This is a genomic window from Ruegeria sp. YKSF070 (assembly GCF_059612725.1).
The window spans coordinates 141,222-166,789 of sequence record NZ_JBXWRD010000003.1 but is presented as its reverse complement, the minus strand read 5'-3'; the positions used below and the strand labels follow the sequence as shown (position 1 = coordinate 166,789).

The 25,568-nt window shown below is 63.3% G+C and carries 24 protein-coding genes and 2 pseudogenes; 9 read left to right on the top strand and 17 right to left on the bottom strand.

Going from position 1 to position 25,568, the window contains the following annotated elements:
* Positions 1 to 48: 48 nt before the first annotated feature.
* Both AC2FL1_RS02845 and AC2FL1_RS02840 read right to left on the bottom strand, forming a co-directional pair.
* Complete coding sequence (locus AC2FL1_RS02845) at positions 49 to 1,167, bottom strand: hypothetical protein (RefSeq protein ID WP_496875917.1); 1,119 nt, start codon at positions 1,165 to 1,167, stop codon at positions 49 to 51.
* Between the two features lie 2 nt (positions 1,168 to 1,169).
* Positions 1,170 to 2,249, bottom strand: coding sequence for a hypothetical protein (locus AC2FL1_RS02840; RefSeq protein ID WP_496875916.1), 1,080 nt, complete (start codon positions 2,247 to 2,249; stop codon positions 1,170 to 1,172).
* A gap of 190 nt (positions 2,250 to 2,439) precedes the next feature.
* Here AC2FL1_RS02840 and AC2FL1_RS02835 point away from each other — a divergent pair, with 190 nt between their 5' ends.
* Positions 2,440 to 2,781, top strand: coding sequence for a cupin domain-containing protein (locus AC2FL1_RS02835; RefSeq protein WP_496875915.1), 342 nt, complete (start codon positions 2,440 to 2,442; stop codon positions 2,779 to 2,781).
* A 60-nt stretch (positions 2,782 to 2,841) separates the two neighbouring features.
* Here the strand turns inward: AC2FL1_RS02835 and AC2FL1_RS02830 are convergent, their stop codons facing one another.
* Positions 2,842 to 4,059 carry an aminopeptidase P family protein gene (locus tag AC2FL1_RS02830; protein WP_496875914.1) on the bottom strand — a complete coding sequence of 406 codons (1,218 nt, stop codon included), beginning with the start codon at positions 4,057 to 4,059 and terminating at the stop codon, positions 2,842 to 2,844.
* Positions 4,060 to 4,316: 257 nt separating this feature from the next.
* On the opposite strand from AC2FL1_RS02830, the gene AC2FL1_RS02825 reads away from it, so the two are divergent.
* On the top strand, positions 4,317 to 5,792 hold the full coding sequence (locus AC2FL1_RS02825) for an NAD-dependent succinate-semialdehyde dehydrogenase (protein WP_496826490.1): 1,476 nt from the start codon (positions 4,317 to 4,319) through the stop codon (positions 5,790 to 5,792).
* Between the two features lie 6 nt (positions 5,793 to 5,798).
* Here the strand turns inward: AC2FL1_RS02825 and AC2FL1_RS02820 are convergent, their stop codons facing one another.
* The 4 genes from AC2FL1_RS02820 to dapE all read right to left on the bottom strand — a co-directional run bounded on the left by AC2FL1_RS02820 (position 5,799) and on the right by dapE (position 10,344).
* Positions 5,799 to 6,200, bottom strand: a complete 402-nt coding sequence (locus tag AC2FL1_RS02820) for a globin domain-containing protein (RefSeq protein WP_496875913.1) — start codon at positions 6,198 to 6,200, stop codon at positions 5,799 to 5,801.
* 102 nt (positions 6,201 to 6,302) lie between these two features.
* The gene (gene rnr, locus AC2FL1_RS02815) at positions 6,303 to 8,561 is read right to left on the bottom strand and encodes a ribonuclease R (protein ID WP_496875912.1); all 2,259 of its coding nucleotides are present in this window, start codon (positions 8,559 to 8,561) and stop codon (positions 6,303 to 6,305) included.
* Between the two features lie 31 nt (positions 8,562 to 8,592).
* Complete coding sequence (locus tag AC2FL1_RS02810; protein ID WP_496875911.1) at positions 8,593 to 9,192, bottom strand: TIGR04282 family arsenosugar biosynthesis glycosyltransferase; 600 nt, start codon at positions 9,190 to 9,192, stop codon at positions 8,593 to 8,595.
* A 9-nt stretch (positions 9,193 to 9,201) separates the two neighbouring features.
* Positions 9,202 to 10,344: a succinyl-diaminopimelate desuccinylase gene (dapE, locus tag AC2FL1_RS02805; protein WP_496875910.1), complete on the bottom strand. Its 1,143-nt coding sequence runs from the start codon at positions 10,342 to 10,344 to the stop codon at positions 9,202 to 9,204.
* 305 nt (positions 10,345 to 10,649) lie between these two features.
* On the opposite strand from dapE, the gene AC2FL1_RS02800 reads away from it, so the two are divergent.
* The 3 genes from AC2FL1_RS02800 (at position 10,650) to AC2FL1_RS02790 (ending at position 14,564) form a co-directional block, all read left to right on the top strand.
* Positions 10,650 to 12,224, top strand: a complete 1,575-nt coding sequence (locus tag AC2FL1_RS02800; RefSeq protein ID WP_496875909.1) for a Hint domain-containing protein — start codon at positions 10,650 to 10,652, stop codon at positions 12,222 to 12,224.
* Position 12,225: 1 nt separating this feature from the next.
* Positions 12,226 to 13,320, top strand: a complete 1,095-nt coding sequence (locus AC2FL1_RS02795) for a Hint domain-containing protein (protein WP_496859605.1) — start codon at positions 12,226 to 12,228, stop codon at positions 13,318 to 13,320.
* Positions 13,321 to 13,508: 188 nt separating this feature from the next.
* Positions 13,509 to 14,564 (top strand): transporter substrate-binding domain-containing protein, encoded by a 1,056-nt coding sequence (locus AC2FL1_RS02790; RefSeq protein ID WP_496875908.1) that lies wholly within the window; start codon positions 13,509 to 13,511, stop codon positions 14,562 to 14,564.
* Positions 14,565 to 14,570: 6 nt separating this feature from the next.
* Here AC2FL1_RS02790 and AC2FL1_RS02785 read toward each other — a convergent pair whose 3' ends face one another.
* Positions 14,571 to 14,918, bottom strand: coding sequence for a DUF8846 family protein (locus AC2FL1_RS02785; protein WP_234138622.1), 348 nt, complete (start codon positions 14,916 to 14,918; stop codon positions 14,571 to 14,573).
* A 155-nt stretch (positions 14,919 to 15,073) separates the two neighbouring features.
* Here AC2FL1_RS02785 and AC2FL1_RS02780 point away from each other — a divergent pair, with 155 nt between their 5' ends.
* Entirely contained in the window at positions 15,074 to 16,645 is a 1,572-nt protein-coding gene (locus AC2FL1_RS02780; RefSeq protein WP_496875907.1) for a choice-of-anchor L domain-containing protein, read from the top strand.
* Positions 16,646 to 16,709: 64 nt separating this feature from the next.
* Here AC2FL1_RS02780 and dapD read toward each other — a convergent pair whose 3' ends face one another.
* From dapD to AC2FL1_RS02760, 4 genes and pseudogenes are all read right to left on the bottom strand, one after another.
* Complete coding sequence (dapD, locus tag AC2FL1_RS02775; protein WP_496875925.1) at positions 16,710 to 17,537, bottom strand: 2,3,4,5-tetrahydropyridine-2,6-dicarboxylate N-succinyltransferase; 828 nt, start codon at positions 17,535 to 17,537, stop codon at positions 16,710 to 16,712.
* Positions 17,538 to 17,711: 174 nt separating this feature from the next.
* Positions 17,712 to 17,924 (bottom strand): annotated as a pseudogene (locus tag AC2FL1_RS02770) (hypothetical protein); the annotation flags it as partial.
* Positions 17,925 to 17,930: 6 nt separating this feature from the next.
* Positions 17,931 to 18,065, bottom strand: a pseudogene (locus AC2FL1_RS02765) (GntR family transcriptional regulator); the annotation flags it as partial.
* Positions 18,066 to 18,159: 94 nt separating this feature from the next.
* The gene (locus AC2FL1_RS02760) at positions 18,160 to 19,080 is read right to left on the bottom strand and encodes a threonine/serine dehydratase (protein WP_496875906.1); all 921 of its coding nucleotides are present in this window, start codon (positions 19,078 to 19,080) and stop codon (positions 18,160 to 18,162) included.
* A gap of 88 nt (positions 19,081 to 19,168) precedes the next feature.
* On the opposite strand from AC2FL1_RS02760, the gene AC2FL1_RS02755 reads away from it, so the two are divergent.
* Positions 19,169 to 20,011 carry an LOG family protein gene (locus AC2FL1_RS02755; protein ID WP_234138607.1) on the top strand — a complete coding sequence of 281 codons (843 nt, stop codon included), beginning with the start codon at positions 19,169 to 19,171 and terminating at the stop codon, positions 20,009 to 20,011.
* A gap of 15 nt (positions 20,012 to 20,026) precedes the next feature.
* On the opposite strand, the gene AC2FL1_RS02750 is transcribed toward AC2FL1_RS02755, so the two are convergent.
* Positions 20,027 to 20,236: a hypothetical protein gene (locus AC2FL1_RS02750; protein ID WP_496826510.1), complete on the bottom strand. Its 210-nt coding sequence runs from the start codon at positions 20,234 to 20,236 to the stop codon at positions 20,027 to 20,029.
* A gap of 249 nt (positions 20,237 to 20,485) precedes the next feature.
* Here AC2FL1_RS02750 and AC2FL1_RS02745 point away from each other — a divergent pair, with 249 nt between their 5' ends.
* Entirely contained in the window at positions 20,486 to 21,601 is a 1,116-nt protein-coding gene (locus AC2FL1_RS02745; RefSeq protein WP_496875905.1) for a cystathionine gamma-lyase, read from the top strand.
* A 2-nt stretch (positions 21,602 to 21,603) separates the two neighbouring features.
* Here AC2FL1_RS02745 and AC2FL1_RS02740 read toward each other — a convergent pair whose 3' ends face one another.
* From AC2FL1_RS02740 to AC2FL1_RS02725, 4 genes are all read right to left on the bottom strand, one after another.
* Entirely contained in the window at positions 21,604 to 21,987 is a 384-nt protein-coding gene (locus AC2FL1_RS02740) for a hypothetical protein (RefSeq protein ID WP_496826514.1), read from the bottom strand.
* A gap of 64 nt (positions 21,988 to 22,051) precedes the next feature.
* Positions 22,052 to 23,233: a dual-specificity RNA methyltransferase RlmN gene (rlmN, locus tag AC2FL1_RS02735; RefSeq protein WP_496826516.1), complete on the bottom strand. Its 1,182-nt coding sequence runs from the start codon at positions 23,231 to 23,233 to the stop codon at positions 22,052 to 22,054.
* Positions 23,234 to 23,421: 188 nt separating this feature from the next.
* The gene (locus AC2FL1_RS02730) at positions 23,422 to 23,808 is read right to left on the bottom strand and encodes a lysozyme inhibitor LprI family protein (RefSeq protein WP_496875904.1); all 387 of its coding nucleotides are present in this window, start codon (positions 23,806 to 23,808) and stop codon (positions 23,422 to 23,424) included.
* Between the two features lie 35 nt (positions 23,809 to 23,843).
* A complete protein-coding gene (locus tag AC2FL1_RS02725) occupies positions 23,844 to 24,383 on the bottom strand; it encodes an invasion associated locus B family protein (RefSeq protein ID WP_234144352.1) in 540 nt (179 codons plus the stop codon).
* A 180-nt stretch (positions 24,384 to 24,563) separates the two neighbouring features.
* Here AC2FL1_RS02725 and AC2FL1_RS02720 point away from each other — a divergent pair, with 180 nt between their 5' ends.
* A complete protein-coding gene (locus AC2FL1_RS02720; protein ID WP_496875903.1) occupies positions 24,564 to 25,562 on the top strand; it encodes an asparaginase in 999 nt (332 codons plus the stop codon).
* Positions 25,563 to 25,568: the final 6 nt, after the last annotated feature.

Here is a 25,568-nt window from a genome sequence, read left to right as displayed (position 1 = left end):
CACTTTGCTCAAAATACTCCCGCCGGAGGCTTGGCCCGGCAGGGCCAATCAATATCGCAGGACCTGCCCGCCCTCGCTCACCACGAATTTGCGCACATCGGCAAAACCCGGTGGATTGCGTTCAGCCAGCACCTGGAACGGGCGCTGCGGCAGGATGATCGACCGGCTGGTACGGGTTGCCCCGGTCTCGGCCCCCTGCCCGCCAAACGGGTCAAGCGCAAAGACCTCGCGCTCGACGGTACCGAACCAACCCACGCGCTCCTCGCGCACCTCCTCGCTTTCCAGCTCCTCGCTGGTCCAGGCCAGCGCCCAGTCCTGCCCGGCGGGCGCCTGCGCGTCCTCCAGCACCGCGCGCAGCGGACCGGATTGTTCGGTAAAGGCCGAGGAATACATCGGCCCCACATGGATGCGGCGCAGATGCTTGGGGTGCAGGTCGTCGAAATCCTCGTCAAACCCCTTGGCGATGGTCAACAGCTTCAGCCCGGCAAGCGACTGCGCCATCAGATGCGCCTGTACTTCGGGCCAGCGGCGGCTGTCCTTGGGCAGCGCCTGTTTGCCGGTATCCTCTAGCCGCATCAGATAGATCACCGGCAGGTTGATCTGGCTGTCATAGACCGCCCAATGCAGCAGGAACCGGCGCCGCTCGCCCTCGGTAGAAATCCAGTGGCATTCGGGGTCATTGCGCACCCAGAACAACTGCCCCTTGACCAGTTCCTCGTAGTAGAGCCGCTGCGACAGGGCGAATTGCAGCTTGGTCGGGATCTCTCGATTGCCCAGGATGGTCTGGACCATCTCGTCCTTGAGCGCCGCCTCGGACGGCATGTTGGCCAGATGGCTGGCCGCCTGCTGGGCGTCGTTGGCCATGGTCATCAACTCGGCCGCCACCGGAAAGCCGCTGTCGCGCTTGTCCATGTTGAGCGAGCCGAAGAACCGCCCCGTATCGCGCCCGACCAGCAGATACTTCATGCTGAGCGCACGAAAGCTGAAGAGCAGCCCCGAGATATAGCGCGAGACAATCCGCACCTCATCGCGGCTAATCGCGCCCTCGGCCTCCATGTTGGCGGCCACCCGCAGCAGATGGGTGGTAATTGTCTCGAACTTGCGGAAATACCGGCGCGAGGCGAATGTGTCGGTCAGGCCGACGTGATCGTGGGCGGGGTCGGCCAAGATCAGCCCCCATACAGGTTCTTGTCGTGCTTCTCGACGATCGCGGCGAACCGGCGGGCAAAGCGCTCATCGGCCTTGGCCTTCTTCTCCAGCACGTCGCGGGCAAAGACCATGTGATCCTCATGCGCCTCGAGCATGTCGGCCATTTTCTGGTTGGTCGCGGTGCCGATGGCGGCCATGGCAGTCTGCGCTTCCTGGTCGGTCTGCACGCCGATCTCGTTGATGCGGTGGGCCACGTCCTGCTGCTGCGCGGTTTTCAACGATTTGGTCAGCGCATCATACAGCACAACCCGCTGTTGCGTGTCCGTTTGCAGTTTGTTGATCAGCACCATCTGGGTCGCAGCCTGGTTTTGCAGGCTGTCGACCCAAGACTTGCCCTTTTCGATGTAGCGTTCCAGCGTCTGGCTTTTCGCCAGCTTCACCTGCTCGTCGCGTACCTTGGCGTTATAGGCCTTGTTCAGCTCGGCCAGTTCGGTTTCCAGCTTGGTGCGCGCGGCGGCATCTTGTTCGACGCTGATCTTGTTTTCCAGCGCGATGATCTGCGGATCCATGGCGAGGATTTCCGCTCGCACGGCCTCCAACACGCCAACGGTCGCCTCGCGATCATCCAACGTGCCGGACAGGTTGGTTTCCACCTTGGTGCGCTGCTCTTCAAGCACCGCCAACTGCCCTTCGAGCAGCTTGACGATCACATCCGACTTGGCGATCAGATCCTGCAACTTGTCGTCGATATTGGCGGTGCGCATCCGCTCCTGCCGCATCGATTCCGATTTGCCGCTGGAGAAGATGCCGACAAAGCTCTCCCACCCGGTTTTCGAGCGCATTTCGTCGAAATCCTTGGAAAAAGCCGAGGTCACATCGTCCAGCCCCATGATTAGCTCGGCGATATTGGCGTTCATCACCTCGGTATGGGCGTGCACATCTTCCAGCGTGGCGTTCTCGATGTCGATATCGGCCTCGGCGGTGCCGATCTTGGCACGGGCCGCCTCGATCCGGCTGGTGACACCTTCAATCTGGGCCTGACTTTCGCGCACCTTGCGCTGGGTCTCCAGGATCATTGCCTCGAATGCGGTATCGGACATGGCTTTATCCTTTTGGGTCAAATACATCTGAAAGATAGGGTATGTAACAAGAATTTACATCCCCCAGGGCGCCGGGATTGGAAAAACTGTGGCAAACTCGGACGCAAAAGGAAAGCCGGTTGAATCTGCCTTGTCGACTGCCGCACCTCAGGCGATGCTCCGCTGCGAACCATTCAGAGGAAGGCAGGCAATGAGCAGCTATTACCAACCGGTGACCCCCGAAGGGACAGGCGAGGCAGAGCGCCCCGCACCCGAAAAGGTGCTGTCGGGCGATCCGGTCTTTACCACCTGGAACCTCGAAGAAAGTGACGGGCTTTATTGCGGCATCTGGCGCTCGACCCCGGGCAAGTGGCGCATCTCTTACGATGAATGGGAGTATTGCCGCATCCTGTCAGGCCATTCGATACTGACCGATGCCGAGGGCACCGAGATCACGTTGCGCGCCGGGGACAGTTTCATCCTGCGCCCCGGTTTTTCCGGCACGTGGGAGGTGATCGAGACCACCACAAAGGATTACGTGATCCGGTTGTGACGCGCGATGCTCCGCCCCCGTCAGGGGGCGAAGATTTTTCGGCGAAAAATCTCGCCTGCCTCAACCGACGATGTTGAATTCCGGCCCGTAGGGATAGCCGGTGATGTTCTCGTTGCCGTCCTCGGTGATCACGAGGATATCGTGTTCACGATATCCGCCAGCGCCGGGCTGGTCATTGGCGATGGTCAGCATCGGTTCCATCGAGATCACCATGCCCGGTTCAAGCACGGTGTCGATATCCTCGCGCAGTTCCAGACCTGCCTCGCGACCATAGTAATGGCTGAGCACACCAAAGCTGTGACCATAGCCAAAGGTGCGGTATTGCAGCAGGTCACGCTCGGCAAAGAAATCGTTGATCTTGTGGGTTACCTCGGCACAGCTCGCCCCCGGTCTCAGCAGCGACATGCCGTATTCATGCGCCGCGACGTTGGCCTCCCAGATCTTCAGGCTGGCGGCGTCTACCTCCTGCACGAACATGGTGCGTTCCAGCGCCGTGTAGTAACCCGAGATCATTGGAAAGGTGTTGAGCGACAGGATATCGCCGCGTTCCAGTACCCGGCCCGTCACCGGGTTATGCGCGCCATCGGTGTTCAGCCCCGACTGGAACCAGACCCATGTGTCGCGGTATTCGGCATCGGGGAACCGCTTGGCAATCTCCAGCTCCATCGCGTCGCGCCCGGCCATGGCCACGTCGATCTCGCGCACACCGGCCTTGACCGCCTCGCGGATGGCATAGCCGCCCACATCGGCCACCTGCGCGCCTTGCCGGATCAATGCGATCTCGGCGGGTGACTTCATCATCCGCTGACGCATGGTGGTGTCGAACAGGTCGACGGTTTTCGACGGCGCCAGGAAGCCGTCGAGCTTGCCCTTCTGCAACAGGCTGAGATGATCGCTTTCATAGCCGATCACCCGCCCCTCGCCAGTGACCGAACGGATCGCGCGCCAGTAGTTGTCGCGCTGCCAGTCGGTATAGGTGATGTTGTCGCCATGGCAGCGGCGCCAGGGCTGGCCCGCGTCGATACCTGCACTGATCGTCACGCTTTCGGTCGGTGTGACGACCAGCGCATAGGGCCGACCGAAGGCGCAATAGAGAAAGCCCGAGTAATAAGCGATGTTATGCATCGAGGTGAACACGGCAGCCTCGGCGCCCAGCGCCTCCATCCGGGCGCGCAACCCGGCAAGACGTGCTTCGTATTCCGCGGCCTCGAAAGGCAGCCTGGCTTCGGTTCCGTTGTGATAGCGATAGAATTCCGGACGCGACAAATCAGCGGTCATGGTTGACCCTCCTTTGCAGAAAGGTCCCGGCGTTCAGGACGGGGAGTGGGCGCATGCCGCGCGGCATGAGGCGACGCCATCGCCAGAGCCCGCACGGACATTGGCGCAAGCCCCCGAGTCGATCAAGTGGGAGTTTTCCTAAGGCCCGACCGATAATTTGATCAAATCTGGATTGATTCCGCCCCACGAGTGGACATAGACAAGAGGCGACACACCTGATTGGGTGCACCCGAGACATTCTAGGCGGAGACTCAGCCATGCTGGACGCAATGACCGATCTGAAATCGCTCCTGAAGAACCCGAAGCTGCTGGCGACCAAGGCCTATATCGGCGGCCAATGGGTTGACGGCGACAACGGCACCTTTGCCGTGACCAACCCCGCGCGGGGTGACGTGATCGCCGAGGTCGCGGACCTGAGCCGCGCCCAGGTGGCGGGCGCCATCGCCCAGGCCGAGGCGGCACAAAAGGAATGGGCCAAATACACGGGCAAGGAACGCGCCGCGATCCTGCGCCGCTGGTACGACCTGATGATGGCCAACGCCGAGGATCTGGGCCGCATCCTGACCGCCGAACAGGGCAAGCCCCTGACCGAAGCGGTGGGTGAGATCGCCTATGGTGCATCCTTCATCGAGTTCTTTGCCGAAGAGGCCAAGCGCATTTATGGCGAAACCATTCCCGGCCACCAGCGCGACAAGCGGATCACCGTGCTGAAACAGCCGATCGGGGTGGCCGCGTCGATCACGCCGTGGAACTTCCCCAACGCGATGATCACCCGCAAAGCCGGCCCGGCACTGGCGGCCGGCTGCGCCTTTGTTGCGCGGCCTGCAGCGGAAACCCCGCTGTCGGCGCTGGTTCTGGCGGTGCTGGCCGAACAGGCGGGCATCCCGGCAGGCGTGTTCAACGTGGTCCCCTCGTCGCGCGCCAGCGAGATCGGCAAGGAGTTCTGCGAGAACCCCGGCGTGCGCAAGCTGACCTTTACCGGCTCGACCGAGGTGGGCCGCATCCTGCTCAAACAGGCCGCTGATCAGGTCATGAAATGCTCGATGGAACTGGGTGGCAACGCGCCCTTCATCGTGTTCGACGATGCCGATCTGGATGCCGCTGTCGAAGGGGCGATGCTGTGCAAGTTCCGCAACAACGGCCAGACCTGCGTCTGCGCCAACCGGATCTATGTGCAGGCAGGCGTCTATGATGCCTTTGCCGAGAAACTCGCTGCCGCCGTGGCCAAGCTGAATGTCGGCGACGGGTTGAACGAAGGGGTAACCACCGGCCCGCTGATCAATGCCGAGGCGGTTGAAAAGGTGCTGGAACATCTGGGCGATGTCACCGCCAAGGGTGGTGCGGTCCTGACCGGCGGCAAACCGCATGCGTTGGGTGGCACCTTCTTTGAACCGACCGTGGTGACCGGCGTCACGCAAGACATGAAGGTTGCCAAGGAAGAAACCTTTGGCCCGCTGGCACCGCTGTTCAAGTTCGATGACGTGGACGAGGTGATCCATATGGCGAATGACACCATCTTTGGCCTTGCCGCCTATTTCTATGCCAAGGATCTGAGCCGGGTCTACAAGGTGGCCGAGGCGCTGGAATATGGCATCGTCGGCGTCAACACCGGCATAATCTCGACCGAGGTCGCGCCCTTTGGCGGCATCAAGCAATCGGGCCTGGGCCGCGAAGGCAGCCATCACGGGATCGAGGACTATCTGGAGATGAAATACATCTGCATGTCGGTCTGACCGGGGTCAGGCGGGCGCGGCCAGCATCTCCATCAGCTGCGCCACCGCCTCGTTCCAGGCGGCTGTTTCCTCGGGCGACAACGCGCCACCCATCACATCGGACAAGGCGGTCTGCAAAGCGCGGGCCGCCTTTTTCAGGTCGTCACGGTTCAGATTGAACCGCGCATGTGACTGGGCCAGACCGCGCCCCAGAAGCTGGAAACTCTTTGCGTCGCTCATACCGCGGACGGTGGCGGCCAGCATCGAGGCGAACATTTCCTTTTGCGCCGGAAAATCGCCTTTGAACAGTCTGCGAGAGTCGGGCAGCTCCCGGAAAAGATGGTGATAGAACCGTTCGGTCAGTTCCGCTTTGCGCGCGAATACCCGGGCAAAACTGGAATGTACCAGCCGGATCTGATCGTCTGTCATGCCACCTCACCATGCCTTACCGTCCGTCATCGGCGAGTATGGAGTCCGCCGGTTAACGACGGGTTTCCGTTTCGGCAAAATGGGGCTCTGGCTTGTCCGGCGTCACCGGCGCTTGCGGTCCAGCTTGCGCTTGATCTTGTCGGCCTTATGCTTGGCCTTGGCCGCCTTGCGACGCACCACGCGCTTGCCCTTGGACGGGGCGCCGCCGCGCGGCATCTCGCTGTCTTCCAGGCTCAGCATCTCGAACTCGAGCCCGCCGGTCACCGGCGAGGCCTGCGCCAGCCGCACCGTTACGCGCTGCCCGATCGAGATGAGCAGCCCGGTTTCCGATCCCATCAGCGTCCCCGCCTCGCGGTCGAAATGGAAAAACTCGCGCCCCAGCGAACGCACCGGCACCAGCCCGTCGGCGCCGGTCTCGTCCAGCTTCACAAAGGCGCCGAACCGCGCGATGCCGCTGATCCGACCGGTGAACTCATTGCCCACCCGTTCCGACAGATAGGCCGCCAGATAGCGGTCGGTTGTGTCGCGCTCGGCCATCATCGAACGGCGCTCGGTGTCCGAGATATGGGTGGCGATCCGGTCCAACTGCTCGATCTCGTCCGACGTCAAACCGTCATCACCCCAACCATGCGCCTTGATCAGACCGCGATGCACGATCAGGTCGGAATAGCGCCGGATGGGCGAGGTGAAATGCGCGTAATTCCTGAGCGCCAGACCGAAATGCCCGAAATTCTCGGGGTTGTAATAGGCCTGCGCCATCGACCGCAGGGTCGACATATTGATCAGTTCCGCCTCGTCCGTTCCCGCCGCCTGATGCAAGAGCGCGTTCAGGTGGCGGGTTTGCAGCACTTGCCCCTTGGCCAGCGTCAGCCCGGAGGCCTGTGCCGTCTCGCGAAGCGCCTCCAGCTTTTCGGGCGCGGGTTCCTCGTGGACCCGGAACAACAGCGGCACGCGCTTGGCGATCAGCGTCTCGGCGGCGGCCACATTGGCGAGAATCATGAACTCTTCGATCAGCTTGTGCGCATCCAACCGGTCACGGAAAGCCACGCTGTCCACATGGCCCTTGTCGTTCAGCACGATCTTGCGTTCCGGCAGATCAAGGTCGAGAGGCTGGCGCCGGTTGCGTTCCGCGTCGAGTGCTTTGTAAGCGGCATAAAGCGGCTTCAGCACCTCATCCAGCAGCGGCCCGGTCTTGTCGTTGGGGCTGCCATCGATGGCGTCCTGCACCTCCTGATAGTTCAGCGAGGCGACCGAGCGCATCATCCCGCGCACAAACCGGTGCCCGATCTTGTTGCCTTGCGCGTCGATCTGCATCCGCACCGCGATACAGGCGCGCGGCACGCCTTCGTGAAGCGAGCACAGATCGCCCGACAGCCGGTCGGGCAGCATCGGCACCACCCGGTCGGGGAAATAGGTCGAGTTTCCACGCTTGCGCGCCTCGCGGTCCAGTGCGCTGCCCGCGCGGACATAGGCCGCCACATCGGCAATTGCGACCCAGATCACATGGCCGCCGGGGTTCTTGGGATCATCATCGGCATGGGCGAAGCAGGCATCGTCATGGTCGCGCGCATCCGAAGGGTCGATAGTGATCAGCGGCATATCGCGCAGATCCTTCCGCCCCGACAGGCCCAAAGGTTTTGTCCGGTCCGCCTCTTCGATCACCTTGTCGGGGAAATCGTCGGGGATGCCGTGCTGATGAATGGCGATGAGCGAGACCGCTTTGGGCGCGCTCGGATCGCCCAGCCGCTCGATGATGCGGGCGCGCGGCAGGCCCATGCGGCCCTTGGGCCCGGCCTGTTCAGCCTCGACCAGCTCGCCGTCCTTGGCGCCATGCACCGCGCCTTCGGCCACCAGCCATTCGTTCTGGCCCGCCTTGTCGATGGGCACGATACGCCCGCCCTCGGTTCCCTTGCGAAAGATGCCGAGGATCTTGTGCGGGTTGGTGCCGATCCGGCGGATCAGCCGCGCCTCGTAATTGTGATCCTCTTCATGCACCACGGTCAGGCGGGCAAGGATACGATCCCCCGCCCCCAGCGCCGGGTCGCTGGCGCGCGGCAGCACCAACACGATAGGTTCCACCCCTTCGCCATGCCATTCCAATGGACGCGCGAAGAGATCGCCGTTCTCGTCGGGTTCCTTGACCTGCAACACGCTGACCGGCGGCAGCCGATCCGGGTCGGCATAGCTGCGCTTGCGCTTCTCCAGATGACCCTCGGCCTCCAGCTCCTTGAGGACGCGTTTCAGGTCGATCCGGTCCGAGCCCTTGATGCCAAAGGCCTTGGCGATATCGCGTTTCGAGGTGAGCGTGGGATGCGCGGAAATCCAGTCGAGGATTTCCTGCTTGGTAGGGATGCGAGTCATACCCCCGCCGTAGCACGCGGCGCGGTTGGCGTCACCGCAAAAGCGACGGCATAGGGGCATCGCCCAGATCGGCGGCGGTATCGACATCTTGAAGCATGTCGACCAAGGCAACCCGATGCCCGCGCAACCCGGTAAGCGTGTCGTCCAGCGCGTGCTCACTGGACCAGCGCACATGGCCGAACAGGTTTGGCGGTAACGCGCACCGCCGCGAAGCCCCCACCAGCCAGTAACCGCCATCGGGTGCCGGACCAAACACGTAATCGGCCCGACCCAGCGCCGCAAAGGCGCGGGCAACATGTGCGCGGGTGACGCCGGGAATATCCGCGCCAATCAGACAGACCGGCCCCTTGGGCGCATGCCGCAACTGCCGCGCCATGCGCTGGCCAAGATCGCCGCGCCCCTGCGGGCGGCGCGCCAGATCGGTGGGCCAGACCCGGCTGGCCAGACCTTCGGCATCGGGCGACACCGCCAACACGATGCGCCAGCGCGGATCACGCAACCGCCGGAGCAGTGTCCGGGTCTGATGGCGAAACCACCAGGCCGCGCCCACCATGCCGATATCGCGCCCCAGCCGGGTTTTCACCCGGCCCGGGCACGGTTCCTTGACCATGATGACCAGTGTGCGCTGCATCGCTTCGGCTCAGGCGAAATAGTCCCTCAGGATCCGTCCATAGATCGCCTTGAGCTGATGGATCTGGGCAATCTCGACCCGCTCATCCACCTGATGCATGGTGCGGCCCACCAGCCCGAACTCGACCACCGGACAATGATCCTTGACGAACCGCGCATCCGAAGTCCCGCCCGAGGTCGACAGCACCGGCACCACGCCGGTTTCCACCTCGACCGCGGCCGCCACCAGATCGGACAGCGCACCGGGCGGGGTGAGGAAGCTTTCGCCCGAAATCTTCACCTTCATCTCGACCGTGACGCCGAATTCCTCGGCCACCCGGTCCGCCTCGCCCTGCATCCACTCGGTCAGGCTGGCACCCGAATGCAGGTCGTTGAACCGGATGTTGACCGCCGCGCGGCATTGCGCCGGGATCACGTTGGTCGCGGTATTGCCGGTGTCGATGGTCACAACTGCGAGCGTAGACGCGTCAAAATGGTCAGTCCCCTGATCCAGTTCGTGGCTTGCCAACCGGTCCATCAGCCGTGCAATCGCCGGCAACGGGTTCTTGGCCCGGTGCGGATAGGCCGAATGCCCCTGCACGCCCATCACCGTGAACCACGCGGTCATCGACCCGCGCCGCCCGATCTTCATCATCTCGCCCATGCGGTCGGGGCAGGTCGGCTCTCCCACCAGGCAGACCGACATCCGCTCGCCCGACGCAGCCATGTAGTCGAGGAGCGCGGTGGTACCGTCCAGCGCGTCGCCCTCCTCATCCCCGGTGATGGTGATGATCACCGCGCCCTCGGGCGGGGTGCTGGTGACCAGGTCAACCGCCGCCGCGACAAAGGCCGCAACGCCCGATTTCATGTCGGTGGCGCCGCGCCCGTACAGGAAGCCGTCCTTTTCCTCGGCCCCGAATGGCGCCACGGTCCAGGCCGCTGTGTCGCCCACCGGCACCACATCCGTATGGCCGTTGAACCCAAAGCTGCGCGCATGCCCCTTGTCGCCCCAGCGAGCGAACAGGTTGCAGATGCCGCCGCGATCGACCCGCGTACAGGTAAAACCCGCCTGCGACAGCACCCGCTCGAGCACGTCAAGCGCGCCGTCATCGGTGGGCGTGACCGAGGCGCAGCGGATCAGGTCGGCGGTCAGGCGCGCGGCGTCGAGTGTCATTCAGGTCTCCTTGGCGGTTTGGGCATCGTCCGGAACGGGAAATGTGACGAAAACGTCGCGTTGCCACCTCGGATTTGCCCGTTTTCACTTAACAGCGACAGAACACCCATGCTAGCCTATAGGTAGAAAAGAAAAGACCCGAGGCAGGGTTACGAGCAGCAAGGCCGCAAAGCGAGCAGTAACAATCGCAAAGACGGCTGAACCAAACCGGCACGCGCACGACAGGTGCGATCGGTTTCACGTGGTGCGTGGCGAATGCCCGCCCCGTCCTCCCTGCCCAGGATCGTGAGACCGTGGGGCAGGAGATGGCAACAGGCGCCGAGCTGAACTATAATCAGGGTGCCTCTGCAATGCAGATGGCGCAGACAATCTTTGGCGACGGCGTTACTGTTGTCGGTGCCTCGTATTCCGGTTGGAGCCAGTCTTCGGCAATCTATTCCAACGGTGACGCGCTGGCGCCGGGGGCCACCCCGGGCGATACCGGTGTGATCCTGTCCACCGGGCGGGCCAGCCATTTTACCCGCAACGGCAGCGACCCGAACCGGTCCACCAATACGTCGACCAACACATCGGGCGAAAACAACAACCCCGATTTCAACGCCGCAGCCGGCACCAATACCTATGACGCCTCGTATCTGGATGTCAGCTTCATCCCGGAACACGGCGTCATGACGATGCAATTCGTGTTCTCGTCCGAGGAGTATCCCGAGTTCCAGAACTCGGTCTATCAGGATTTCGTCGGCGTCTGGGTCAACGGGCAACAGGCCCAATTAGAGGTCGGCAACGGCGATTCCGATCCCGGCAACATCAACTCGGTCAACAACCAGAACCTGTTCCTGGACAACACGGGCGACGCGTTCAATACCGAGATGGACGGTCTTACCGTCACCATGACCCTGACGATGAACGTGATCCCCGGACAGGTGAACACGATCCGTATCGGGGTCGCCGACGTGTCCGACAGCAACTACGATTCTAATCTGCTGATCGCCGCCAACAGCGTGCAAACCCGGCTGGTCGCGGTCGCCGATCACAGCACGATCTATCCCGGCGGCAGTGTCACGATGGATATCCTGGACAACGATATCAACCACTCGGGCGCCACCCTGACCATCACCCACCTGAACGGTATTCCCGTCACCACGGGCAGCACGATCACGCTGGCCACCGGGCAAACCGTAATGCTCAACGCCGATGGCACCATCACCGTGACAGGCGATGGCGATGTCGAGCATTTCAATTTCACCTACACGGTGACCAACGGCACACAGACCGATACCGGCATCGTCAACGTCAACGCGATCCCCTGTTTCGTGGCAGGGACGCTGATCGACACCCCCTATGGCGAGCGCCTGGTCGAGCGACTGACGCCGGGCGACCAGGTGCTCACCCGCGACAATGGCCCGCAAGAAGTGCGTTGGGTCGGCGAGCGTACAGTTGACGCCGAGGGCGATTTCGCCCCCGTCCTGATCCGCGCCGGAACCTATGGCGCCCAACGTGACCTCCTGGTCTCGCCACAGCACCGCATCCTCATCAGCGACAGCCTGAGCGAGCTGCTGTTCGGCGAACGCGAGGTTCTGGTCGCCGCCAAGGATCTGGTGGATGGGCGCCGGATCCGTTTCATGCCCGGCGGGCGCGTCACCTATGTCCACGTGATGTTCGACAATCACGAGGTGATTTACTCCAAGGGACTGGCGAGCGAAAGCTTCCTACCCGGCCCGCAAACCACGCATCTGTTCGAGCCCGAGACCTTGACCGAGATCCGAACGCTTTTCCCCGAACTCGACACCGACACCGGCGAAGGCTATGGCCCTGCCGCCCGTCGGGTCCTGCGCAAATACGAAACCGAGCTGCTGCTCACATCGGCAAAGGTGGCCTGACATGGGATGGATCGCCGTTTCCGCCCCCGAGAACGAACATTTCCGCCCTGAGGGGCTTGGCGCCTCGACAAATGCGCCTTGTCTGGTCGGCACCCATGAAGACGACCTCATGGTTCGCGGCACCCTTGTGTTTGAAACCCGGCTTCCCAACGCCCAGCGTCCCCGCATCCTGTTGCAGTTCGACCGCGGCGGCGCCTGGCCCTTCCACCTGTCGTTGCAGGCGATTCCGGGCGGCGGGCTGATACTGATCGTCAATCAGGGCGGCTCGGTCCTGCATCAGGTTCTGAACGTGGCCGATACCGGGCGCATCGACACCTTGCGGCTCAGCTATGCCTGGGATGCACCGGCCCGTGCCGGCTGGCTGGCCCTGGAACATGACGAACGCGAATATGCGCATCTGATCGAGGTCGAGGCCCCCAGCCCGCTGCGCATCGGTGATCTGCGGATGCTGTTTCGGGACGGCCCGCACCGTTTCACCGCCCCCGAACTGGTCTATTTCGCGCTGTCGAGCGAAATAGAGCCCGTGGGCCCGATGCCCTCGCTGCACCCGGAAACGCCGATCGCCACACCAGAAGGCTACCGGCCCCTGTCGCGGATCCGGCGCGGCGACACGGTGATCGTCGCCAGCGGCGAGGCGGTTCCGGTCCTGCATCGGGTCAGCCGCACGATGCCAGCCTTCGGCAGCACCCGGCCCCTGACGATCCGCCGGCCCTATTTCGGTCTGAGACAGGACATCCAGGCCGCGCCCGCGCAGCGTCTTTTGCTCTCGGGAACCGAGGTGGAATACCTGTTTGGCCGAGAATCGGTGCTGGTCCCCGCCCGCCATCTGACCGGCGGGCATTCGGTTCTGCCCGCGCGCGCCGGGCTGACGGCGACCTATGCGCAATTGCTGCTGCCCACCAACGAGGCGATGGTCACGGCCGGGGCGCTGGCCGAAAGCCTGTTCATCGGCCGTCTGCACCGCAAGCCGCTTCATCTGGCCGCCAGCGTGCTCGCCGGGATCGAGCGCAGCCGCCTGCCCGATCATGGCCGCCCGAGCCATCATGTCCTGCGCGCGTTCGACGCCCGCATCCTGGCCGAGGCACGCGTCGCCTGATCCGAACCCGATGATGCTCAGGGTCCGGCCCGTGCGCATGACGGGCGCGGGCGGATTCTGCTGATAGCACGCCAGACGGGAAGCAAGCCCGGCTTTTCCCCTTGCCATGAGCAAAGCTGACCCTGGGGTCGCCTTGTTTGAACGCCCCGGCTGGGGTATGGGGCAAAAAACCGGAAAACACTTTGCCGATGCACAAGCTCCTCATCTCTGTCTGCCTGGCCCTGGGATTGTGGCCGCAAGTGCTGTTGGCGCAGTCGCTGAACGTCGCCACGGTCACGCGTCCTCCCTTCTCTTTTGTCGAGGATGGGACAGAGACCGGTTTTTCGATCGATCTGCTCTCGGCGTTGGCCGACAAGCTTGGCTGGACCTACTCGCTGGACCGCAAGGACAGGTTCTCGGACATGCTGACCGCCGTTATCGACGGAGAGGCGGATATGGCAATCGCCAATATCTCGATCACCGCCGCGCGCGAGACCGAGATGGATTTCAGCCAGCCGATCTTTGAATCCGGGCTCCAGATTCTGGTGCCGTCCGAGAGCAATGCCGGTTCATCGCTTCTGAGGGCGCTGCTGTCCCGAGACCTGTTCATGGCCATCGGCGCCGCCTTCTTCATCCTGCTGACCGGCGGCATGTTGATGTGGTATTTCGAGCGGCGCGCGCAGCCCTATTTCGATCGCAAACTGCACGAAGCCTGGTTTCCCTCTTTCTGGTGGGCGCTGAACCTCGTCGTCAATGGCGGGTTCGAGGAACGGGTGCCGCGCACCGCCTTTGGCCGGCTGTTCGGCGTTGTGCTGGTGATCTCCTCGCTTTTCGTGGTTTCGGTCTTCACCGCGCGCATCACCTCGGTCATGACGGTCGAGGCGATCAGCGGCTCGGTAAATTCGGTCAACGACCTCTACGGGCAAGAGGTCGGCACCATCGAAGGCTCCACCGCCGCCGGCTTCCTCAATCGTCGTGACATCGGATTTGCCGCTTTCTCGAACCTTGACGAGATGCTGACTGCCTTTGAACAAGGCGCACTCGACGCGTTGGTGTTCGATGCGCCGATCCTGTCCTATTACGCTTCGCATCAGGGCAAGGGAAAGGCTGTCACCACCGGTTCGGTGTTTCTGCGCGAGAACTACGGGATCGCATTTCCAACCGGATCAAGCCGGGTTGAAGACGTCAACCAGGCACTGCTCGCCCTGCGCGAGGACGGCACGTATGACCAACTTTACCGCAAGTGGTTCGGTCGCCGGAACTGATCCGCCTCAGCCCGCCGCCTCGTCGTCGTCGAAAAACGGTGTCATCTGGGCCACGATGACGGCGTTTTCGTCCAGCGCCCGCTGCATCAGCGCGCGCTCTTCCGTATCGATCTCGTGACCCTGCGCCTCGCGCTCTTCGAGCGTGCCGTATCCGGTGACATCCAGCGGCGCGGTGTCAGCCTGTTTCAGAATCGCCACCGTTTCGCGTACCGCCTCGGCCTCGTCCACGCCGCTGGCATAACACATCAACGCCGCGCCGGTTGCCCCGTCAGGCAGGCCGTCACCGGACTTGCGCCCGATCTGGACGACAAGGGTATAGACTTGCTGGCGGGATTGTTTGGCGGGCTTTTCCATGCTGCCGCCTTAGCCTGCGCCAATCGGCAGGTCAACGCCCGACAGATGCGGACATTTTTCCAAGAATACCAGACATCGCACCAGCCGTTGGTAAGAGCACGGAAAGGGTCAACGGGATAGGCCGGGGAGACGACAATCAGCAAGGCCCGCCCGACATGCCTACAGCCAGTGAACTTCCCATCGATACTTCAGCATCTGCCACGGACATGGCCGATGCCATGTTTGGCTCGGGGATAGAGGTGGTAACAGCCAGCTATACGGGGGCCACGTCAGCCTCAGGCATTTATTCGAACGGAGATATCGTCGCGCCCGACATCACACCGTCCGACAGCGGGGTGATCCTGTCCACCGGCAACGCCACCTCGATCACCAACAGTTCGGGCGACGCGAACGTGTCGGCGGGCACCAGTACCAATCACGGCCTTGCAGGTGACGCGCAATTGTCCGAGATGGCGGGCGCGCAGACCTATGACGCGTCTGTGTTCGAGGCCAGCTTCATCCCCGAAGGATCGACCCTGACCATGCAGGTGGTGTTCTCGTCTGAGGAATATCTGGAATATGTGGGGTCCGGTTTCAACGATGCGGTCGGTATCTGGGTGAACGGCGTGAAGGCCGAACTGACGGTCGGTGACGGCGACATCACGATCGACAGTATCAACGATCAGTCGAACTCAAATCTCTATGTCGACAATCCGGCCTCGGGCGAGATCGCCAATACCGAGATGGACGGGTTCACCGTGACCCTGACGCTCAAGGCGCCGGTCAATCCCGGCGAGGTCAACACGATCAAGATCGCGATCGCGGACAGTGGCGACGGTGCCTATGATTCGAACCTGCTGATTGCCGGCGACTCGATCCAGACCGCCCTGATCGCCGAGGATGACAGTGTCGAAATCACTGGTGGCAATGCGGAAACCGTTGACGTTCTGGCCAACGACAGCTCTTCCGCGGGCGGCACGCTGACCATTACCAAGATCAACGGGCAGCCGGTATCGGCGGGGGATACTGTGACCCTGCCGACGGGAGAGACGATCCTGCTGAACCCCGACGGGACATTCACCATCGATTCCGATGGGTCCGAGGAAAGCAGCAATTCCTTTTCTTACGAGGTGACCGATTCAGCCGGGAACACAGATACCGGTTTCGTCACGGTCAAGACTACACCCTGTTTCGTCGCGGGCACCCCTATCCGGGTCCTCAATGGCCGTGTTCCGGTCGAGAAGCTTGAGGTCGGAGATCTCGTGATGACCCGCGACAACGGCCCCCAGCCATTGCGCTGGATCGGTCGCACGACCCGCCTGTCCAAGGGGATCGACGCGCCGGTTCTGATCCAGCGCAACGCGCTGGGGCGGCATGGCCCGGTCGCGGTCTCACCCAACCACCGCGTGATGCTGGAGATGTCGCGCTCCGAGCTGCTGTTCGGGTCTCGCGAGGTTCTGGTCAAGGCCAAGGACCTTGTGAACGGACGAGATATCAAACGGTGCTCGGACGGGCTGCCGGTGACCTATGTGCATCTTCTGTTCGACCGGCACGAAGTGATCTGGGCCAACGGGCTGGAAAGCGAAAGCTATCATCCCGGCGACATGTCCATCGGGGCCTTCGATGCCGCCACGCGCAGCGAAATCCTGCGACTGATGCCCGATTTGTCAGCGCCAGATTACGGCTACGGTCCCGCCGCGCGCCCGGCATTACGCAGCTATGAAGTTCGCGCGCTCATGCGGGCCTGATGGAAAACAAAAAGGCCGCGGCACCTTTGCGCCACGGCCGAACCTGATGCGACTTGTCGGCAGGTCAATCCCGCAGCAACTCGTTGATGCCGGTTTTCGACCGGGTCCGCTCATCCACCCGCTTGACGATCACCGCGCAATAGAGGCTGACACCGCCAGTCGACGGCATCGAACCCGAGACCACCACCGAATATGGCGGCACCTCGCCATACATGACCTCGCCAGTCTCGCGGTCGACGATCTTGGTGGACTGGCCGATATAGACGCCCATGCCCAGCACAGAGCCTTCGCGCACGATCACGCCCTCGACCACCTCGGAGCGGGCGCCAATGAAGCAATTGTCCTCGATGATGGTGGGACCGGCCTGCATCGGCTCCAGCACGCCGCCAATGCCGACGCCGCCCGACAGGTGCACGTTCTTGCCGATCTGGGCACAGCTGCCCACCGTGGCCCATGTGTCGACCATGGTGCCGCTGTCCACATAGGCCCCTAGGTTGACGAAGGACGGCATCAGCACCACGCCCGGTGCGATATAGGCCGACTTGCGCACCACGCAGTTGGGCACGGCACGGAACCCGGCGGCCTTCCACTGGTTCTCGCCCCAGCCTGCAAACTTGCTGTCGACCTTGTCCCACCAGCCGCCGCCCTGCGGGCCGCCCGACTGGATTTCCATATCCTTGATGCGGAAGCCCAGCAGCACCGCCTTCTTGGCCCATTGGTTCACGTGCCAGCTGCCATCGGCCTGTTTCTCGGCCACCCGCAGCGCGCCGCTGTCCAGCGCGGCCAGCGTGTCCTCGATCGCCTCGCGAGTGGCGCCTGTGGTGGCGGGTGTGATGCTGTCGCGCGCGTCCCACGCGGCCTCGATGGCGGCTTCCAGCTCTTGGTTGGACATGAGGTCTTGCTCCCTGATGAATGCGTCACGTTGGTTTCGCCTATACGCAAGCGCGGACCAAGGCGCAATGCGACGCGCCCGGGCCCGATTGCGGCCTTGTGGGTCTTCCAGCGCCCCCAGCGCGGCGAACATCTCGGGATCGGCGTCGGTTCCGGCATTGGGCGCGGTCAGCAACACGTCGCCATAGAACACCGAATTGGCCCCCGCCAGAAAGCACAGTGCCGGCTCGGCTGCACTGAAATCCGAACGCCCGCCGACCGATGTGCCAGCCGCATGCCTTTCATCGGGAGCAACGCATTGATCGGAACGCTTTAGGAATGGGGAGCGAGATTCGCCAGAACCAGCAACATCGGCCACAAAGGGTGCCATGCCATAGGTGAGCAGCATGTCGGACGGTACGAATTGCGCCAGCCCAGGCCCCTCGAGCCTCAGCAGCCCCTCGCGCGCCGGCACATGACTGGCATCAAAGGCACGCGCGATATGGTCCTGACGCAGCTTCTCGTCCGCTGGCAGGGCGCCGGATATAATCCGCTGGCTGAGCCGCGCTTAGAACGTGTCGGCGATGGTTGCCGTCAGGAATCTTAATAAAGATCCCGGGTACAACCAGCGCAAGCCGCAATCATCACCCGGCAAAGGGATCCGGGGCGATATTGCCACCGCAAACCAGGACGGCCACACGTTCACCCGGTTCGGGCCGATAGGCGCCACACATCAGCGCCGCAAGCGCAGTTGCGCCCGCTGGCTCGACCAGAACCCGCCGCTCGGACCAGAGCGCGCGCTGGGCCGTCGCGATGGCCGCATCCGGAACCAGGACCGACTGGGCGCCCCCCTGCGCGAGACCGAAACAGATTTCGCCGATCCGCCGCGCGCCCAACGCATTGGCGGCGATACCCGAAACCTCGACATCGACCGGCAGGCCGGCGGCCAGCGCGGCATTCAAGGCGCAGGAGGTTTCGGGCTCGACCGCGACCACCTTGCGTGCGCCCTGCCACCAGGCCAGCGCACCAGCTACGAGCCCACCCCCACCAACCGCGATCACAACGGTATCGGCCTCTAGCCCCTGCGCGTCCCATTCGGCGAAACAGGTACCCTGCCCCGCCACGGTCGCGGGCGCGTCATAGGCATGGATCTGCATCGCACCAGTCGCAGCTTCATGCGCCTGTGCAAGGGCCAACGCATTGGCATATTCGCCCGGCACCACCGCAAGATCGGCGCCGGTATCCCGGATCAGGGCAATCTTGGCGGGGCCTGCCAACTCGGGCACGAAGATCTTGGCCTGATGGCCAAGCGCGCGGGCGGCGAAGGCCACCGCCGCACCGTGATTGCCACCCGAGGCAGCCACCACCCCGGCCGCGGGCACGTCGCTGGACAGCAGGGTATTGAAGGCCCCGCGCGCCTTGAAACTGCCGGTATGCTGCATCTGCTCCAGCTTCAGGCTGAGCGGATAGGACAGAGCGAACCCGTGCGTCTCCATCACCGGTGTCACTTGCACATGCCCGGCGATCCGATCCACTGCCGCCGCGATATCCGCTTTCCAATCCATTCTCATACCCTCTTCACCACCCGCCTCTGGCGCTTGCCCCGCGAACCCTATAGCTGTGGGGCAAAGACGCAAGCAGGGAAGCCCGCAGATGAGAGACGATCGTCAGAGCCCGTTTCGTGACGCCCATACCGACCGCTCGACGGCCAGCCATGTGCCCGATACGCCGCAGACGCGCTCGCCCGCCTACAAGCTGGCCTTTGCCGACGAGGATTTCCTGTGCCGGGACGAGCTGCGCCCGGTACGCCTGCAACTGGAATTGCTCAAGCCCGAGATGATGATGGCCGAGCGCGGCATCACCTCGACCGTGGTGATGTTCGGCGGGGCGCGGATCCCGGAACCGGCGAAAAAGCACACCGCGCGCACCCAGACCCTGGCTGAGCTGTCGGAATATTACGACGAGGCGCGCGAGTTTGCCCGGCTGATCACCGAGAAGTCGAAGGAGTCAGGCTGCAAGGAACTGGTGATTGTAACCGGCGGCGGCCCCGGCGTGATGGAAGCCGGCAATCGGGGCGCCAAGGACGCGGGCGGCTGCTCGATCGGGCTGAATATCGTGTTGCCGCATGAACAGGCGCCAAACCTGTTCGTGACGCCCGAGCTCAGCTTCAACTTTCACTACTTTGCCGTCCGCAAAATGCATTTCCTGATGCGCGCGCGGGCGATCACCATCTTCCCGGGCGGCTTCGGCACGCTGGACGAGCTGTTTGAATCGCTGACCCTGATCCAGACCGGGCGCATGGAGCGGGTGCCGTTCCTGCTGTTCGGGCGCGATTTCTGGGAACGGGTGATCAACTGGCGGGCGCTGGCGGATGCCGGCACCATCTCGGCCGAGGATCTGGACCTGTTCCGCTTTGTCGACACCGCTCAGGAGGCGGTCGAAATTATCGACAACTGGGAGCCCGCGCCGCCCCGCGATGCGATCCCGGGGCGATAGGGCGGTCTGGTCGGATCAGGCGAATTCTGCGGGCAGCACGCCCAGCTCGACGCCCTGCGGCAACCGGGTGACCACCTGCGCGCCCTGCACGTCCTTGATGGCATAGCCATAACCCATCAGCCGGAATCTCCATTCGCGCGCGCTGAGCGCCTTGGCGCGTTCGCGGTGCAGCAGGTCCAGAACCCCCGCCTCGATCATTGCGCCACCGATATCTGCCTGTGCCATTTTCTGTCCTCCATGGCTTTGTTGCTGATTTCGAAACTGACTGTTGATCGGGGCGGAAATTCATCGTGAATGAGGAAAATTCGAGGCAAACCCTTTGCTGGCAAGCGGGGGGGGGGGGCGCTGCCCCCGTCACCTACGGTGACTCCCCCGGAGTATTTCCGGCGAAATGAAGGTGTGGTCATCTCTTTGCTTTGCCGGTGCGCGCAGCGGTGCTAGATCGCGGATTGACTGGCACGCGGGAGGGCGACAATGGAACATGGCGATCACGGGACACCTCGGATGGGTGCCTTTCTGCATTTGCGCGGCAACGGGATCGACAAGGGCGATCCGGTGGCGCTGCCGCTGGTGCAAAGCTCGATGTATCACCTGCCGGGCGCGCCCGATGGCAGCAACAGCTACGGCCGTGCGGACAATCCCACCTGGGTGGCGCTGGAACATGCGCTCGAGCATCTTGAAGGGGCGCCCTGCCGGGTGTTTCCCTCGGGCATGGGCGCGATTTCGGCCGCGCTGTTTGCCACGATCAAGGCCGGACAGCGCCTTTTGATCCCAGCGGATGGCTATTATGTCACCCGGTTGCTGGCCGACCGTTACCTGCGGCCTTTGGGGGTGATTGTCGAGGAACGGCCCACCGCCAGCTTTGCCGAGGGCGGATTTGGTGGCTTCGACGTGGTGTTTCTGGAAACGCCGTCCAATCCGGGGCTGGACCTGATCGACCTTGCCGCCGTCGCCGGTGCGGTGCGGGCAGCCGGTGGCATCACCATCTGCGACAACACTACGATGACACCTCTGGGCCAGCGGCCGCTGGATCTGGGCATCGACATCGTAGTCGCATCGGATACCAAGGCGATGGGCGGCCATTCCGACCTGCTGCTGGGGCATGTGACCAGCCGCGATGCCGGGCTGATGCAGGCGGTAGAGGAGTGGCGCCGCATCTCGGGCGCGATCCCGGGTCCGCACGAGGCCTGGCTGCTGCATCGCGGGCTGGAGACGCTGGAGGTGAGATTCGACCGTATGTGCCGAAACGCCGAAGCCTTGGCGCCGCGATTGGCTGAACACCCGGCGGTGAGCGCCCTTCGCTATCCCGGTCTGCCGGGTGATCCGGCGCATAACCTGGCGCAGGCCCAAATGCGGCGGTTCGGCTTTCTTCTTTCGCTGGATCTGGGCAGCGAGGACAAGGCGGAACGCTTCATCAATGGCTGCCCGCTTTTGCGTCCGGCGACCTCGTTTGGCGGCGTGCACAGTTCGGCCGAGCGGCGCGCGCGCTGGGGCGACGCGGTGGCGCCGGGATTCGTGCGCCTGTCAGTCGGCTGCGAGCCGGTCGAGGAACTGTGGCAGTCCCTGCGCGATGCGCTCGATACGCTCTGAGATCAGGCCTTCGGCTCTCGCAGGCTCTTGAACACATAGATCGGCAGCAGGATGCCTGCGGCCAGCGCGCCGAGCCACACGAGCAGGGTCGCGGCCAGCAGGTTCGAGATACCGCCCACCACCAGGCCCGAGGTCACCAGTTCGGTGACCAGAAGGCCGACGAAGATGACCACCAACGAGATACCGCCCTGAAGTGCGGGCAGGTTGCGCGCGCTCAGGCGGCGGATCAGCGGCTCGGCCAGGGCCTGGATCAGACTGAAGACGATGACCACGACAACCAGCGACAGCGGCGCGATGGAGAAACCATCGAGCAGCAGCGCGGCAAGCAGCAGTCCAATGGCATTGCCGGCCAGGAGCGCGGCGATCGAAAGCAGGCGTCGGGACATGGCGAACCTCTTGAAGCTATTCACCCGAGCCTAGCCTATCACCAGCCCGAAATCACCAAGGGAATCAAAGGCCGGTCTCGGCCTCGATCTGCTTCTTCGACTTGCGCGCCCGTTCGGTAGCCGATTTGAGCTGCCCACAGGCAGCCATGATATCGTCACCGCGCGTCTTGCGGATCGGCGCGGCATAGCCCGCCTGATAGATGATGTTGGCAAATGCCCGAATGCGGTTGTTTGACGAACGCTTGTAAGGTGCTCCGGGCCATTCGTTGAACGGGATCAGGTTGATCTTGGCCGGGATCTTGTGCCGCCGGATATGGTCGAGCAGACGATGGGCATCCGCGTCGCTGTCATTCACCCCGTCCAGCATCACGTATTCGAACGTGATCCGCTCGGAGTTCGAGGCATTCGGATATGCGGCCAGCGCAGAGAGCAGCTTCTCTATGTTCCAACGCTTGTTGATCGGCACCAGCACATCGCGGGTCTCGTCCGTGGTGGCATGGAACGAGATCGCCAGCAGACAGCCGATTTCCTCGGCCGTGCGCGCGATTTCTGGCACCACGCCGCTGGTCGACAGCGTGATGCGGCGGCGCGACAGCTGGATACCTTCGGGGTCCATCGCAATCTTCATCGCATCGCGCACGTTGTCGAAATTATAGAGCGGCTCGCCCATGCCCATCAGAACGATGTTGGACAGCAGGCGAGTTTCGTCCTTGGGCGCGCCGGGGACGGGCCATTCGCCCAGATCGTCGCGCGCCATCATCACCTGGCCCACGATCTCGGCGGCGGTCAGGTTGCGCACCAGTTTCTGGGTGCCGGTATGGCAGAACGAGCAGGTCAGCGTGCAACCCACCTGCGACGAGATGCATAGCGTGCCGCGATCCTCTTCGGGGATATAGACCACCTCGACCTCATGCCCGCCTGCAATGCGGACCAGGTATTTGCGGGTGCCGTCCTCGGAAACCAGACGGGTGATCACCTCGGGGATTTCGATGGTGAAATGCTCGGCCAGTTGCGCGCGATAGGCCTTGGCAAGGTTGGTCATCGCATCGAAATCGCGCACACCCCATTGATATATCCACTGCCAGATCTGGCCCACCCGCATCTTGGCCTGTTTCTCGGGCGTGCCGTGTTCGATCAACACCTCGCGCATCCGGTCACGGGTCAGCCCGACCAGGTTGATCCGGCCTTCGGGCAGCTTGCGGGGGATGGTGACGACATCCTGGGTGATCGGTGCTTTGACGGACATGGGTGCACTCGGCGGCTGATGGGGTCTGAGGCGATGGATGCGCCTCTATATAGGAAAGCGCGCGAAGATCAAAAGATTTCGCGCCCTCTTTGCCGCTGGTCGTTTGGGATAATGCGGCAGGGGGCGCTGCCCCCATCGCGGCAGAGCCGCTCCCCCCGGAGTATTTTCGGCGAAATGAAGAGCCGGGGTTACCGCACCATCGCCATCAGGTCACGGGTCCGGGCGCGGCCCAGTTCGACATGACACGAGGTGATCGCGATGCCGGTACCCGATCCGCCGCTAAAGCTGGCACCGACCGCATCGCAATGCGCGTCGCGATAGGTGACCCAGGCCAATTGCGCAGTTTCAAGCGCGGGAAGTGCGACCTTGCGCCCGGTGACTTCATCAAGTTCACCCGCCGAACCTCGGGCAATGTCGAGCGCGACGGCCAGCGCTCCCTCGACACGATCTCTCATTTCGGAAACGCAGGCGCCAATCTCGACCTGGCTGCCTGCATCGCTGCATTCGAGCGCAGGATCGGCGGCGGCCGTCAGCGGTGCCAGCGCAAGCACAAACGCGAATTGAACCCGTCGCATATCACATCCTCATACACGGACCGACGGCGGGCCACTTACCCTCCGCAGCGTTTCTCGGCATCTTCGACAGCTGCTGTAAAGCCCAGCAGCGAGAAGGTATCCTTGGTCTGGGTGCCGCGCGCCGAACGGGCAGTCAGCACCGCGTCGGTGCCGCGCTTCATTACCGCCACGATCTTGGCATCGTCGGCGGCGGTTGCCGGCCAGGCCCATTCGCCCTCGGTGATCAGTTCGAACTCGGTGCCGCCCACGTTGAGATTGACCGTCGATCCGGGCGCGAAAGGATAGCCGCCGGTAAAGGTGACCTGCCCCTTGACCCCGGCCTTGGGCCGAAAGAACACCATCAACAGGATGTCGCTGCGGCGCACCGAAACGACGCTGCCCCCGCGGGTGTTCACGGTTTCCTTCGGCGCCGACACGCTCCAGCATTCGGTCGGATTGTCCTCGACGAAGACGCTCCAATCGGTCTTGGACGCGACCCGGTTGGTGCTTTCGCTCTGCTGCGCGGATACGCTGGTGGTGGCGGCCGTTCCGGCCAGACACAGGCCCGCAATCGCGCGGACAAGTTTCGATCCCATCTGTTCAGCCCTCCAGCTGACCTTTACCTCAATTCCATCACAGGATGCATTTGCGGAGTTTTGCCGATCCGTCTGGCTTGCGCATCCTGTCGATTGCCGACATAGACACAATAGCGCAGGTTTCGCCACGGACGAAAGGGCGATTGGCGAGAATTCGCGCAGATTTCTAATGGGGGCAGGATGACGCGACCGATACCGATGGCCGAGGTCTGGCGCGGTGCGCTGTTGGAAAGCGTACATCTGGGGCATGCGGTGATCTGCGACGGCAGCGGCCAGGTGGTGCGCAGCTGGGGTGATCCGGGGCTGGTGATGTATCCACGCTCGTCCTCGAAGATGATCCAGGCGCTGCCGCTATTGTCTTCGGGTGCGTCGGCCAAGTATGGGCTGAATTCGGAACAGATGGCGCTGGCCTGCGCCTCGCATAACGGTGCTGCGATCCATACCCATCGGGTGAATGATTGGCTTGGGCAGCTGGGGCTGGGCGAAGACGACCTGCGCTGCGGGCCGCAGGATCCCGATGACCGGCCCGAGCATGAGCGGCTGATCCGCGCCTATGAGACCCCCTGCCAACTGCATAACAATTGCTCCGGCAAGCATGCGGGCTTTCTGACGCTGGGGCGTCATCTGGAGGCCGGACCCGAGTACCACGAGATCGATCACCCGGTGCAGCAGGCCGCCTTGGCCGCTTTTGAAGAGGTCACGGGCGAATCCAGCCCGGGCTACGGGATCGACGGCTGTTCCGCCCCCAACTTTGCCACCAGCCTGACGGGACTGGCGCGTGCGATGGCTTGGTTCGCCTCGGCCCGCGACCGCTCTGACCGGCAAAGCCAGGCGGCCGCGCAGCTCACCGAAGCCATGATGAAACATCCCGAACTGGTCGCGGGCGAAGGCCGCGCCTGCACCGAGTTGATGCGCGCCATGGGTGGGCGCGCCGCGATCAAGACCGGGGCCGAGGCGGTGTTCGTCGCCATCCTGCCCGAGCAGCGTCTGGGCGTGGCGCTCAAGATCGTCGATGGTGCCACCCGGGCCAGCGAATGCGCGATTGCGGCAATTCTGGTCGGTCTCGGCGTGCTGGACCGGGCACATCCGGCCACCCTCAAGCGGCTGGATGCACCCATCCTGAACCGGCGCGGCATCGACTGCGGCAGCATCCGCGCCACGGCCGAGCTGCGGTTCTGACGCCGA